The sequence below is a fragment of the Kitasatospora purpeofusca genome, assembly GCF_036010405.1.
In the GTDB taxonomy this organism is placed as follows: Bacteria; Actinomycetota; Actinomycetes; order Streptomycetales; family Streptomycetaceae; genus Kitasatospora; species Kitasatospora purpeofusca.
On the sequence record NZ_CP108561.1, the window covers coordinates 232,374 to 244,460 of the forward strand.

The 12,087-nt window shown below is 72.1% G+C and carries 10 protein-coding genes and 2 pseudogenes; 6 read left to right on the forward strand and 6 right to left on the reverse strand.

Annotation, left to right across the window (positions count from 1 at the left end):
* Positions 1 to 388: 388 nt before the first annotated feature.
* The 3 genes and pseudogenes from OG715_RS01090 to OG715_RS01100 all read right to left on the reverse strand — a co-directional run.
* Positions 389 to 538: pseudogene (locus tag OG715_RS01090) on the reverse strand (adenylyl-sulfate kinase); the annotation flags it as partial.
* On the reverse strand, positions 496 to 1,434 hold the full coding sequence (locus tag OG715_RS01095) for a hypothetical protein (protein WP_327063593.1): 939 nt from the start codon (positions 1,432 to 1,434) through the stop codon (positions 496 to 498). The gene OG715_RS01095 and the pseudogene OG715_RS01090, both read right to left, overlap by 43 nt.
* Entirely contained in the window at positions 1,431 to 2,903 is a 1,473-nt protein-coding gene (locus tag OG715_RS01100; protein ID WP_327063594.1) for a pyridoxal phosphate-dependent decarboxylase family protein, read from the reverse strand. Before OG715_RS01100 ends, OG715_RS01095 begins: the two co-directional genes overlap by 4 nt.
* 299 nt (positions 2,904 to 3,202) lie before the next feature.
* On the opposite strand from OG715_RS01100, the gene OG715_RS01105 reads away from it, so the two are divergent.
* The 3 genes from OG715_RS01105 (at position 3,203) to OG715_RS01115 (ending at position 6,650) form a co-directional block, all read left to right on the forward strand.
* Positions 3,203 to 4,246 (forward strand): alcohol dehydrogenase catalytic domain-containing protein, encoded by a 1,044-nt coding sequence (locus OG715_RS01105; protein WP_327063595.1) that lies wholly within the window; start codon positions 3,203 to 3,205, stop codon positions 4,244 to 4,246.
* Positions 4,247 to 4,277: 31 nt separating this feature from the next.
* Positions 4,278 to 4,748, forward strand: coding sequence for a cupin domain-containing protein (locus OG715_RS01110; RefSeq protein ID WP_327063596.1), 471 nt, complete (start codon positions 4,278 to 4,280; stop codon positions 4,746 to 4,748).
* Between the two features lie 300 nt (positions 4,749 to 5,048).
* Positions 5,049 to 6,650 carry an oleate hydratase gene (locus OG715_RS01115; protein ID WP_327063597.1) on the forward strand — a complete coding sequence of 534 codons (1,602 nt, stop codon included), beginning with the start codon at positions 5,049 to 5,051 and terminating at the stop codon, positions 6,648 to 6,650.
* A 17-nt stretch (positions 6,651 to 6,667) separates the two neighbouring features.
* On the opposite strand, the gene OG715_RS01120 is transcribed toward OG715_RS01115, so the two are convergent.
* The 3 genes and pseudogenes from OG715_RS01120 to OG715_RS01130 form a co-directional block, all read right to left on the reverse strand.
* Entirely contained in the window at positions 6,668 to 7,222 is a 555-nt protein-coding gene (locus OG715_RS01120; protein WP_327063598.1) for a thiamine pyrophosphate-dependent enzyme, read from the reverse strand.
* Between the two features lie 266 nt (positions 7,223 to 7,488).
* A pseudogene (locus OG715_RS01125) lies at positions 7,489 to 8,508 on the reverse strand (thiamine pyrophosphate-binding protein); the annotation flags it as partial.
* A gap of 25 nt (positions 8,509 to 8,533) precedes the next feature.
* Positions 8,534 to 8,989, reverse strand: coding sequence for an ATP-binding protein (locus OG715_RS01130; protein WP_327063599.1), 456 nt, complete (start codon positions 8,987 to 8,989; stop codon positions 8,534 to 8,536).
* Between the two features lie 435 nt (positions 8,990 to 9,424).
* On the opposite strand from OG715_RS01130, the gene trpA reads away from it, so the two are divergent.
* The 3 genes from trpA (at position 9,425) to OG715_RS01145 (ending at position 12,047) form a co-directional block, all read left to right on the forward strand.
* Positions 9,425 to 10,297, forward strand: coding sequence for a tryptophan synthase subunit alpha (gene trpA, locus OG715_RS01135; RefSeq protein WP_327063600.1), 873 nt, complete (start codon positions 9,425 to 9,427; stop codon positions 10,295 to 10,297).
* A gap of 14 nt (positions 10,298 to 10,311) precedes the next feature.
* A complete protein-coding gene (locus OG715_RS01140; protein ID WP_327063601.1) occupies positions 10,312 to 11,217 on the forward strand; it encodes a hypothetical protein in 906 nt (301 codons plus the stop codon).
* 68 nt (positions 11,218 to 11,285) lie between these two features.
* On the forward strand, positions 11,286 to 12,047 hold the full coding sequence (locus OG715_RS01145; RefSeq protein WP_327063602.1) for an AAA family ATPase: 762 nt from the start codon (positions 11,286 to 11,288) through the stop codon (positions 12,045 to 12,047).
* Positions 12,048 to 12,087 lie beyond the last annotated feature (40 nt).

Below are 12,087 nucleotides of genomic sequence, written 5' to 3' on the forward strand. Positions count from 1 at the left end.
ACGGGGAGAGAGGCGCGGCAGCCCCCCGTTGCGAGGACGATCAGCCGACTCCTGCGGGCAGAGCTCCCCGGGCAGTGTCCTGGACCTGCTCCGGCGGAGCTGCTGGTGACTGCCCATCGCACCCCCTTCTCGCATCCGGTTGTCCGGAAGGGACGCTCCGTTGCGATGCGGTCGCGTTGCTCCACCGGGGCCCGGGGGGAACCCCTGAGGAACCTCCTGGTGCCCGGCCGGGTCGGGCCCGTGCGGATCGTGCGGGCCCGGCTTTCGGCTTCAATGTCCAGGAAGAGCTGACACAAAGCTTGGACACGTCCGTAGGTGAGCAGGCAGCAGACGAGTTCGAGAAACGCTTCGTAGATGCCGTCGCGGCTGTCCCAGCGGGTGTGCAGGCGGTCAGGAAGACGTGCGGCTCGACGGCGGAGTCGGCCACCTCGCGTCCCTGCGTCTGCAGCCGCAGCTCCGGGTTCTCCGGGGCCTCGTACGGGTCGTCGACGCCGGTCAGGCCGGAGATCTCCCCGGCCGCCTGCTTCGCATACAGCCCGCCTCTGCGGCTCCGGCGGCGGCCGGGGTGTCGGCTGTGGTCACGCTGGGTTCTTCAACTGCCGGATCGACGCGGTCCGGGGAGGCGGGCTCGTGCGGAGAGGCGAGGCACTGCCAGAGAAGGGAGGCCCCTGCTGGGACGAAGCGCCGGCAGATCCGGAGGTGCCTGGCGCAGTTGCGCCGCTCGGCGTCGTAGAGGCGTTGGGCGGCGACCGTCACGCGCTCCGGTACGGGACACCGCGTCGGCGCGGTTCGCAATTCGGTCCTGAGGCGGTGCATGAGTTCCACCATGAGGCGGTGGTCCTGGTCGAAGGTTCCCGAGAATGCCGCGCTGAGACAGGGCGGTTGCGTCGTCGGTCGTATCCGTTCCTGGTATCCGCCCGGCGGGTAGGACGCGCTGTAGGCCATGGCGGCGGCAGCGGCGTCGTACAGGAGGCGGAGTTCCTCCAGTGTCGTTTCCAGCCGCGCCCACCGTTGCGCCGGCACTGCGCACAGTGCCCGATCGAGCGTGAGGTTCATGGTGTGCAGGCACAGGTGGAAGAGCTGGTGGCCGAGTCTCCAACGCAGGAGCACCCTCCGGGTGCCGCGCGTCGACCCTGCGGGAACTGCCCGTGCGGGCGGCTGTCCGACACCGCTACCGGCGGGGAGGAGTTCCCGGTTGGCCAGTGCGATGCCGACCAGGAGCGCGGCCTTGTCCCCAGCCGCGAGAGCGGCGTCGTCCAGGTCGGCCAGGACGGCATTCTGGACTGCGAGGACCTCCTCGGCGAGGGGTGGGCGTCCGCCGTGCGAGCGGAGGATGCCGAGGTAGCGGTCGTACTCGGTGGTGTGTTCGCCGGCACGGGGCCGGCCTGGAAGCGTGACGGCTCGTGGGCAGCCGGTGGTGGACGCGGCGTTCACCCGGCCTCCTTCCCGGGTGGGACGGTGAGGTTTCGCCCGGGCGGCGCCGGGCTTCGAGATGGGTCGAGGGCGCTGTGCGGGTCGGCTGCTGCCGGGGCCGGCCGCGGAGCACGTGCGAGTGCCTCCACCCGGCGATGCAGATGGCCGAGGTAGGTCTCGGATTCGGGTTTCATCAGGACGCTGCGCAGGATCCGGGCCCGTGGCCGGTCGGTGACGACGGACAGTTGCCGTGCGATGAAGGCGTCCGCCGGAATGTGGCTGGTGCTCAGATAGACCGGATCCCGCTGGTCCCTCATGCCCTCGTCGAGCAGGCTCGCGCTCGCCCGGTCGATCTGCGAGAGGGTCGGCGGATCGCACCGGGGGTAGTAGGTGACGATGTCGAGTTCCGGCTGCTGGAAGAGGCATAGGTCGGCGGAGTCGCGCAGGAGTGTGCTCCAGCGCAGCGCGGCGCGACGGCCTGCGGCGAGTACCTCTCCGAGGCCGTCCCTGGTGAGCGGCAGGACCTTGAGGGTGAGCCACAGTGCGGCCGCGGCGGCGCCTGGACGGGAGCATTCCAGGCTGGTCTCGCCCAGGTGGGGGAGGTTCGAGGTGAAGTAGGTGTAGGGAGAGTCGTGGTCGTAGAAACGCGCGACGGAAGGGTCGGCGAAGAGCACCGCGCCGCATCCGTAGGGTTGGAGACCGTGCTTGTGGGGGTCGATCACGACCGAGTCGCAGGAGGCGACGGCCCGCCAGGGGGCGGGGTCGACCAGGGGTGGTGTGTCACCGCGGGCCAGCAGTGCGAAGAATCCCCCGTATGCGGCGTCCACGTGGACCCGGGACCCATGTGCGCGCGCCAGCGGCAGGATGTCGTGGACCGGGTCCACGGCGCCGAGGGCCGGGGTGCCGGCCGTAGCCACGACGGTGCCCACCGTTCCCGTGGCGAGCAACGATCGCAGGGCGTCCAGGTCCATCCGGCCGTTCCGGTCCACCGGAACGGGATGGGCCGGCACACCGAGGAGGTGGCACATACGGGCATGGGTGTAGTGGGCTTCGGTGCTGAAGGCGATGCCCCGGTCCGGATGGGTCTCCCGGGCGACGAAGAGGGCTTCCAGGTTCGCGACGGTGCCGCCGCCGGTCAGATGGCCGAGGTGGGTTCCGAAGCCGAGCATCGCCGCGAGTGCGGCGACTGCTTCGACCTCGAGCCGGGAGGTGGCCGGGCCGCCGTCCAGGGCGTGGTTGTTGGAGTTGACCAGCATGCCCGCCAGGTAGCCCAGCACCGCGACGGGATGCGGAGGCTTGATCATCTGACCTGCGTAACGCGGATGGAAGAAGGGGTGGCTTCCGGCGAGGCGGTCGGCCAACTCGTCCAGGGCACGGGCCAGAACGTTCTCGTCGACGCCGAGGGACGGGTGGTGCGGAGAGTCTCCGTGGCCGTTCTGCCAGTCACGGTGTCGGGCGAGGATCCGTTCGATCCACCGGTCCGGATTCATGGTCCCTCCTTGCCTGCTGTCTCACTGGTCGGCGACGGGCGGACGGCCTTCCGGTCCGGGGCGGCCTGCGGACCGGTCCGTCGGCGTCCGTTCTTCGACGATGCGGGCTGAGACGGCCGTCCGGCCCCGGGGGGATTCCCTAGCGCGGTCCCGGGTGTGCGCACACCCGGGAGGGACGGGAAGTGGAGGCGGCGGCGAGTGCCGGGGCCAGGGGCGAGGCCAGGGGAAACACCTGGGGCCGCGCCCGCGAGCGGCTCGTAGAACAGAAGGGCAGGAACTTTCCGATCGGAGCCACGACCATGAGAGCACTGACGTACCAGGGCCCCGGCCGCCGTACCTGGGGCGAGGTTCCCGACCCGGTCGTCCACGACCCCGAGGACGCCGTGGTGCGGATCGACGCGCTCACGATCTGCGGGACCGACCTGCACATCCTCAAGGGGGATGTGCCCGGGGTGGCCTCCGGCCGCGTCCTGGGGCACGAGGCCGTCGGGACCGTGCACGCTACGGGCCCCGGCGTGCGGACGATCGCCCCGGGCGAGCGGGTGGTGGTCCCGAGCATCAGCCCCTGCGGCCGGTGTCTGTCCTGCCGCAGGGCCGTGTACGGTCAGTGCAGCGGGGGCGGCGGCTGGGTGCTGGGGCACACCGCCGACGGCACGCAGGCCGAATACGTCCGGGTCCCGTTCGCCGACAGCTCCCTGCACCGGATCCCCGACGGCGTCACGGACGAGAACGCCCTGCTGGTCGCCGACGTCCTTCCCACAGCCTTCGAGGTTGCTGTCCAGGCAAGCGGCATAGGTCCCGAGGACAGCGTCGCCGTCATCGGAGCCGGACCCGTCGGACTGGGCACGGTCATGCTGGCCCGGCTCTTCAGCCCACGCCGCATCGTGGTCGTCGGCCGCGGTGCCGAACGTCTGGAGGCCGCGAAGCGATGCGGAGCCGATGCGACCTTCGAGGCCGGGGACACCGACGATGACACCATCAGGGCGGCCGGGCGGGACGGGACCGGCTACGACGTGGTGGTCGAGGCCGTCGGCACTCCTGAGGCGTTCGAACGGTGCACCCGGGTCGTCCGCTCCGGCGGCCGGATCGCCAACGCCGGGGTCCATGGCGCCCCCGCCCTGCTCCACCTCGAACGGCTGTGGAGCAACAACCTCACGATCACCACTCGGCTGGTCGACGGTCGCACCGTGCCAACGCTGCTCGACCTGCTCGCCGACCGCCGTCTGCAGCCCGGTGGCCTCATCACCCACCGGTTCGCCCTGGACGAACTCCCCGCCGCGTACGACGTCTTCTCCCAGGCGCGGGCGAGTGGCGCGCTGAAGGTCGCGGCCTTCCGGTGCTGATCCCGTCCACCTGCATGGGAAGGAAACAATCATGACCGCACCCACGCCCGCGTTCCCCGACATCCGCGCTGCGATGCCCGCACCACCGGTCGCACCCACCGTCCTCGCCAGCGGCTCACCCCGGCGGGCGCTCCCCTGCATGGGTCCGCAGGCCCAGCGGATCGTCGTGCGCAAGCTCACCCTGGCCCCCGGCGGAGCCACCGACTGGCACTACCACCAGTACCCGATGCTCGTCGTGGTCTCGGCCGGCACGCTCACGTACACCGACGCCGACGGGCGGCAGGAGGTCTACCCTGCCGGAAGCACGTTCACCGAGCACGTGGACGTCGTCCATCGCGGACGGAACCTCGGGACCGACCCGCTGGTGCTGCTCCTGGTGCACTTCCTGCCCACGGCCCGCACACCGCTCTCCATTGCCGCAGACCCTGCGGCTGGTGCCCCACGGCCGAGCGGCGCCGCACCGCACCGGCACCCCTCGGGCGGCGCGGCCCGCAGGTGGTGAGCCTGTTCGACGGTTCCCGCCCGGGACGCCGCCGGGGATCGGCCTCGGCGGCGTCCCGCCCGGTCGGCCGGACCTCGGGGCCGGGGTTCGGAGCAGAATCCGAAGGCCGTGGTACCGGGTGTGGCGGTCAGGGTGGGACTGTACGCGTTCGTCTCGCGACCGGTGACCGGGCACCTCCGCCGACGCGTCGGCACCGCGGCCCCCGGGACCAAAGGTCCTGGCCGGTGCCCGACCGGCCCTGCGGCCCCGCACGGACCAGGCGGAGACTGGTGGTGACGAAGCGGACGGCGGGAGCCAGTCATGAGCACGACAGTCAATGCCCAACGGGAACGACATGCATGGGTGGTCGGCTCGGGAATCGCCGGTCTGGCAACAGCCGTCCTGCTGGTACGCGACGGCGCCCTGCGGCCCGAGAACGTGCACGTGCTGGAACAGCACGAGTGGCCCGGGCGTGGCGGAGCCCGCTGGGACGCCACGCGCTACAGCTGTTCGGCGGTAGGCGGCGGGGTCGTCAGCGACGAGGCGTCCGCCTGCCTGTGGGACGTGTTGGGCAGTGTGCCCGCCGGGCCCGGCCGACGTACAACGGTGCGCGACGAGATCGAGGAGTTCCATCGGGCCGCGCCCGTCCAGGTGCGGGCACGGCTCGTGGACGGCCGCCAGCAGGTCGTGAACACCTCGTCGCTGGCTGTGGCGCGGGCCGACCGCGTCGGGCTGGCCCGGTTGCTGTCCCTGCCGGAGGCGGACATCGGTGCGCACAGGATCGACGAATTCCTCTCCCCGAACTTTCTGCGGGGCAGCCTGTGGGCGCTGTGGCGCACGACCTTCGGCTTCCAGGAGTGGCACAGCGCGGCGGAGATGAAGCGCCATCTGCTGCGGTTCGCCGCGGACCTGCCGCGGCTGGAACAGCTGAGCGGGGTCCGCCGCAGCCGCCTCGACCGACGCCGCGCGATCGTGGAGCCGATGATCGCCTGGTTGACATCCCTGGGTGTGCGGTTCGAATGGGGTACGACGGTGCGAGGTGTCGACTTCGCGGAGAGCGGCGGCATCCGCCGGGCAGTGCGGCTGCACGTCGCCTCGCCCGGCGGGGCGCCGGGCGAGGTCGAGCTCTCCGGCGACGACCTCGCGTTCATCACCTTGGGGTCGACGACCGCCGACGCCCGGTCGGGCGACGAGGACACCGCCCCGTCACCTTCCTGCGGCCGGCACGACGGCGGATGGCAGTTGTGGGAGGCCCTCGCCGCCAAGGGTCCGGGCTTCGGCCGCCCCGACCCGTTCGACCAGCGGCCCGCCGAGACCGCGTGGAAGTCCTTCCTGCTCACCATGGAGGGATCGGTGGTCGCCAAGCGGATCGAGGCACTCGCCGGGGGTTCCCTCGACGGTGGCGTCATCACGACCTTCCGCGACTCGCCCTGGCTGGTGACCGTCGTGATGCAGCCTGCTCCGCCGCCCTCCGGCGCTCCGTCCGGCCCGGTGACGCTCTGGGGCTACGGACTGCGGATGGACTCGCCCGGCGAGCACACCGGCGCCACATTGGGCGGCGCGACCGGGTCCGAGGTGCTGGCCGAGGTTCTCGGGCAGTTCGGGCTGGGGTCGTCGGCGCGTCAGGCCGTCGGCGCGACAAGCGTCACCACGACGCTGCTGCCCTACATCACCAGTCCGCTGGCGCGACGTTCGGTGGGCGACAGGCCGCCGGTCGTCCCGGACGGGGCTGTGAACTTCGCGCTCATCGGCCAGTACGTGGAACTTGCGGACGAGGCCGGGGCGAGCCTGGAGTACTCGGTGCGCAGTGCGATGGTCGCGGTGCACGCGCTGCTGGGGCTGTCGGCGCCGATCCCCGCGGTGCGCAACGCGGACACCGACGCGGGGATGGCGTTCGAGGACCTTCGGACGGCGTTCTGCTGAGCGTCCCGGCAGGCCGGTCACTGGTCGTCGCCGAAGTCCGGGCGTTGGCCGGCGGCGACGAGAATGTCGTCGTTCGCGACGCCGGCCGGAACCATCGGCCACACCATCGCCTCGTCGGACACGACGAACTCGATCACCGCCGGGCGGTGGCGCTCGGCCGCGGCCGCCCGCACCACGTCGTCGACATCCTGCGGCCGGTCGCAGCGCAGCGCCAGGCATCCGTAGGCGGAGGCGAGCGCGGTGATGTCCGGGCTCGGCCGGGTGGCACGGGTGGTGAGGTCGGTCTGGCTGTGGACACGGTCGTGGAACAGGCTCTGCCACTGGCGGACCATGCCGAGCGTTCCGTTGTTCACGACGGCGACCTTGACCGGCAGCTGGTGGTGGACGCAGGTCGCCAGTTCCTGGTTGGTCATCTGGAAGGAGCCGTCGCCGTCGATCGCCCACACGGTGGACCGCGGCCGGGCGGCGAGGGCTCCCATGGCGGCGGGGATCGCGTAGCCCATGGTCCCGGCACCGCCCGAGGTGATGAAGGCCCGCGGGCGGGTGTGGGTGAGCAGTTGCGAGGCCCACATCTGGTGCTGGCCGACCCCGGTGGTGTACAGGGTGTCGGGGCCCGCGGTGAGTCGACCCAGCCGCTGTATCGCGTACTGGGGGTCAGTTCGCCTGCTGCGCCGGGGCAGGCGACGGGGTAGCGTGCGCGCCAGTCGGACAGGTTCTCCCACCAGACCCGGTAGTCGGGCCGGTGGCCCGCGTCCAGACGCGCTCCCACCGCCCGGCACAGGCGGGTGAGAATGGCGCGGCAGTCGCCGTGCAGCGCGATGTCGGCCTGCCGTTTGCGGGAGAGTTCGGCGCGGTCGATGTCGATGTGAACGACGCGCGCGTGGGGGGCGAAGGTGTCCAGACGGCCCGTGACGCGGTCGTCGAAGCGAGCTCCGAGCGCCATGACGAGATCGGCACGTTGCAGGGCCGTCACGGCCGTGACGGTGCCGTGCATACCGGGCATGCCCAGGTGCAGCGGGTCGGTGTCCGGGAACGCGCCGCGGGCCATGAGCGTGGTGACCACGGGCGCTCCAGTCATCCTGGCCAGCCGACGCAGCAGTAGGCAGGCCTCGGCCTTGACGACGCCGCCGCCCACGTAGAGGACGGGCCTGGCCGCGTCGAGCAGGGTCCGCGCGGCCGCGTCGACCTGTCCGGCCGCGGGGACGGGCCCGGCGGCGGGGGGCTGTGGGCGGGTCATGGGCAGAGCCACCTCGGCGGTGCCCAGAAGGGCGTCCTTGGTGATGTCCACGAGGACCGGCCCGGGCCGGCCCGAGCACGCGGTACGCACGGCGGTACGCAGCACGGAGGGCAGGTCCGCGGTACGGGTGACCTGGACCGAGGACTTGGTGACCGGCCGGGTGATCGCGCAGATGTCGGTCTCCTGGAAGGCACTGGTGCCCAGCAGGGTGCTGGGCACCTGTCCGGTGATGGCCAGGACCGGGACGGAGTCCATGCCGGCGTCCATGAGGGGCGTGACCAGGTTGGTGGCGCCCGGGCCGGAGGTGGCGAGGCACACCCCGATGCGACCGGTCGCCTGGGCGTAGCCGCTGGCGGCGTGCCCGGCGCCCTGTTCGTGCCGCACGAGGATGTGCCGCAGCCCGGCAGTGTCACCCAGTCTCTGGTAGAGCGGGAGGACGGCGCCGCCGGGGATGCCGAAGACGGTGTCGATCCCGGCTTCGCGCAGGACGTGGAGAACGATCTGGGCGCCGGTCAGGCGGACGGTGCCGTGCGCGGGAAGTCGCGGGGTCGCGCGGGCGGTCAGGTCGGTCACGGTGGCTGCGGGGGTCGCAGCCACCGGCCGAAGGACGGTGTGGGGCATGGTCGGCTCCCTTCGTCGGGCGGGATCAGCCGTGCCGGCGCGGCGCGGGCGGGGCGGCGGGGTCTTCGAGGAGCAGGTCCGCCCAGTGGACGGCGCCGCCCTCGCCGTGGGGGCCCTCGCCGTGGGCGCAGGAGAGCGCCGCGACGATGAGGCAGCCGCGTCCGTGCTCGTCCGGTGCGCAGCTCGTGGTCCATGGCCCGTCGTGCGCGCTGGGGCCGCCGTCGGCGACCTCTATGCGCACGACCGGGCGGGTCAGCGGGCAATGGAGGCGTACGCACAGCGGTGGCCTGGCATGTTCGACGGCGTTGGTGAGCAGTTCGTCGAGCACCAGTTCGGCCTGGTCGATGTGGTCGGGGCTGAATCCCCAGCCGCCGAGCTCGCTGCGCAGGGCGTGGCGGGCGAGGGCGACCGACCGCGGGTCGTGCGGGAGGTCCCAGGCGCAGGAACGGCGGGCGGAGGCTGCGGGAGCTTCAGCGGTCACGGTGTTCATGACGGTCACGTCCCCGGATCCGGTTGGGGCCCTTCGACTGAGGGCCGACCACTCCAGTGCAGCAAGGAGCGCTCCCGCTGGGACCGGGGAAACACCCTCGTCCCTGCCCGAGGGCGGACCGGGGTTGTCGACGTGACCGGTCCCGCGACGGCTGACACACCGTCTGCTCCATCGTGTCCGCGCCGGACGCGTGCGGACAAGGGCCGTTCGGCCCTGTTCCCGCGGTGCCCCCCTGGCACGCGAGAACCGGCCCCGGGGGGTGGGCGCGGCGGTCACTAGGGGGTTTCCCCGTGTCCCCGGTCGGAGCCGGTGAACGACGGTGGTGGCCGGGACCGGGTTCGCGGCTCGGCCGGCTTCCTGTCCCGCTACGACCGCCCGGACCTGTTCGCCTTCAGGATCGGACACCGACCAACAGGAGGCAGATCGATGCCACCGACACTTTCCACGCTCCGGACGGGCGACCGGCTCGATCGGCGACTGCCGGCCGGGCAGCCGCCCGGCCAGGCCACCCTGGCGGCCTTCGCCATGGCGGGCGCACCCGACCAGCGGGAGGTCCGGACCCTGCTGGAAGCCCTTGGCCGACACGCCGGGGTACTGGAGGTGGGGCTACCGTACTCGGACCCCTGGCTGGACGGCCCAGTGGTGGCCGAGGCCGGAGCCGAGGCCCTTCGGGCCGGATTCCGCACCGCCGACCTGTTTCCCCTGGTCGAGATGCTGCGGGTCCGCACTCCGGCAGCCATCACCGTGATGTCCTACTGGAACCCGGTGCGGGCCTTCGGCCCACCGGACTTCGCCAGGCGGCTCGCCGAGGCGGGCGGTTCGGCCGTCCTCCTCCCCGACCTGCCGGTCGAGGAGGCCGAGCCGTGGCTGGACGCAGCCCACCAGTACGGCATTCGCACCTCCTTCCTCGTCTCCCCCGACTGCTCCCCCCGACGGCTCGCCCTTGTCGCCGCGGCCGCCGACGGCTTCCTCTACCTCCCGGCAGCCCGCGCCGTCTCCGGGCACCGGGGCGGACTCGACGTCCCCATCGGTGAGGCCGTGCGGAGGCTGCGCCAGGCCTGCGGCCTCCCCGTCGCCGCCGGCATCGGCATCACCTGCCCACAGCAAGCGGTCGCTCTGGCACGAACCGTCGACTGCGTGGTCGTGGGATCGGCGTTCCTGCGCCTGACGCAGGCCGACCCCGGCCCCGGCGGAATACGGGCGGCCGAGGCCCTCGCCGCCGGCTTCGCCCGGGCGCTGCGCCCGCAGCGGCCGACCGGCGACCCGGGCGCCGACCCCGTCCCGTTCCCCCCTGCCTGACTGGAGTCCGGACCATGCGCACGATCATGGAACTGAAGGAAGAACGCACCCTCAAGCTGGCCGACCACCCGCTGTGCGACTGGCTGGCCGACGAGTCGATCGCCGAACGCGACCGCCTTGCCGTCCTGCCCGCGCTGGCGCCGTTCGTCCTGGCATTTCGCGACCTGAACCGGTGGGTTCTGCGCTATCCGCACCCGGCCAGCGCGTTCGAGGAGGCGATCAACGCGCACACCAGGGAGGACGAGACTCACGCCTGGCTGTACCTGGAGGACTGGCGGGCACTGAGGATGGACGAGTGGCTCGACTGGTCTCCCGCCGAGGCCCTGTGGTGGACGACCGCCGCTCCGCAGACCGCGGCGGTGCGCGGGGTGCTGCCCGCCTTCGCCCGGATCGCCTGCTGCGACGGCGGGGACCCGGTGCTGCGTTTCTGCCAGGCGGAGGTCATCGAGAGCACCGGAAACGTGTTCTTCCGGCACACCGCCCCCGTCGCCGCCCGGCTCTCCCTCGCCACCGGTTCCGAGTACCGCTACCTGGGCCCCTACCACCTGGAACGCGAGAGCGGGCACGTGGAGACGGAGAACGCCTTCGACGGCCTGGTGCTGGGCCCGGACGAGCGGCGCCGGGCGGCCGAACTGACCAACCGGATGTTCGATGTCTTCGAGGTGATGTTCGACGCCTTCCACGCCTTCGCGACAGACCATGCGCAGACCGGGCGTCCACCTCGTCCCGAACATCCGGTCCGCCCCTGGTCCGGACCCCGGTGGACGGCATCGCAGGTCCTGGAGTTCCAGTACCTCTCGCCCTCCACGGACGCCCTGCGGCACGCCTGGCTCTCCCGGCTGGCCGGGGAGCCGCTGCCCTGCCTCGCCCCGTCCGACGCCCTGGCCTCGGTGTCCTACGCGCTGGCCACCGCGGTGTGAGTTCCGGGGACTCGGCACCGCGCGGTGCCGAATGGCGCCCGGCCCGCAATGGTGGTTTGAATACGACCATGGGTGGACCGGGCGTCTTCGTGGGTCGTGACAAGGAACTCGCGGCCATCGAGACCTGCGCGGACGCAGTCCGCGAGGGAGAGGTCTGGGTGGTCGCCGTGGAGGGCGAGGCCGGTGTCGGCAAGACCTCGCTCGTACGCCGGGCCCTGGCCCGGCTGCCCGACTTCGAGATCTGGTGGGCTTCCTGCGACGAGGCCGAACGCGACTTCGGGTTCGGCATGGTCACGCAGTTGCTCTCCCGGCTCCCGCCGGAGGCGACAGCGGCGTCCCCCATGCTGGCCTCCCGCTCCAAGCCCGACGCTTCAGCACTGGCCGTCGGCTCCGAACTGCTGGGTCTGCTCGACGGGCGGCAGGCCCTGACCCCGGTGGCCGTGGTCGTGGACGACGTCCAGTGGGCCGACGAGGAGTCGCGCACCGCCCTGGCCTTCGTCCTGCGCAGGCTGTGGTCGGCACGGGTACTGGTGCTGGTCTGCGCCCGGACCCGCCCCGGGCAGGAGGCCGTCCAGGGTCAACGCCCGGGTGAACGGCTCTACCGGGGGGCCGGCCGCATCAAGAACATCGCACTGCGCGGACTGGACGACCAGGCACTCGCGGACCTGGTGGCCGCCACGGGCGGGGAGGCACTCGAACCGCTCGCTCGGCAGCGCCTGCTGGAACACACCGGGGGCCACCCCCTGTACCTTCTGGCGCTGCTGGCCGACCTAGCTGTACTGACCACGGAGGTTGGTGACGGGGTTCACGGTGCGGTGATCTTGAAATGAGTGAGGGCCTTCTGGCCAGGTGTGGATTGCGACATCTACC

Bases quoted from the DNA above. Each gene is read 5' to 3' on its own strand.
- OG715_RS01100 (WP_327063594.1), bottom strand. From the start codon at position 2,903: ATGAATCCGGACCGGTGGATCGAACGGATCCTCGCCCGACACCGTGAC.
- OG715_RS01105 (WP_327063595.1), top strand. From the start codon at position 3,203: ATGAGAGCACTGACGTACCAGGGCCCCGGCCGCCGTACCTGGGGCGAG.
- OG715_RS01110 (WP_327063596.1), top strand. From the start codon at position 4,278: ATGACCGCACCCACGCCCGCGTTCCCCGACATCCGCGCTGCGATGCCC.
- OG715_RS01115 (WP_327063597.1), top strand. From the start codon at position 5,049: ATGAGCACGACAGTCAATGCCCAACGGGAACGACATGCATGGGTGGTC.
- OG715_RS01120 (WP_327063598.1), bottom strand. From the start codon at position 7,222: ATGTGGGCCTCGCAACTGCTCACCCACACCCGCCCGCGGGCCTTCATC.
- trpA (WP_327063600.1), top strand. From the start codon at position 9,425: ATGCCACCGACACTTTCCACGCTCCGGACGGGCGACCGGCTCGATCGG.
- OG715_RS01140 (WP_327063601.1), top strand. From the start codon at position 10,312: ATGCGCACGATCATGGAACTGAAGGAAGAACGCACCCTCAAGCTGGCC.
- OG715_RS01145 (WP_327063602.1), top strand. From the start codon at position 11,286: ATGGGTGGACCGGGCGTCTTCGTGGGTCGTGACAAGGAACTCGCGGCC.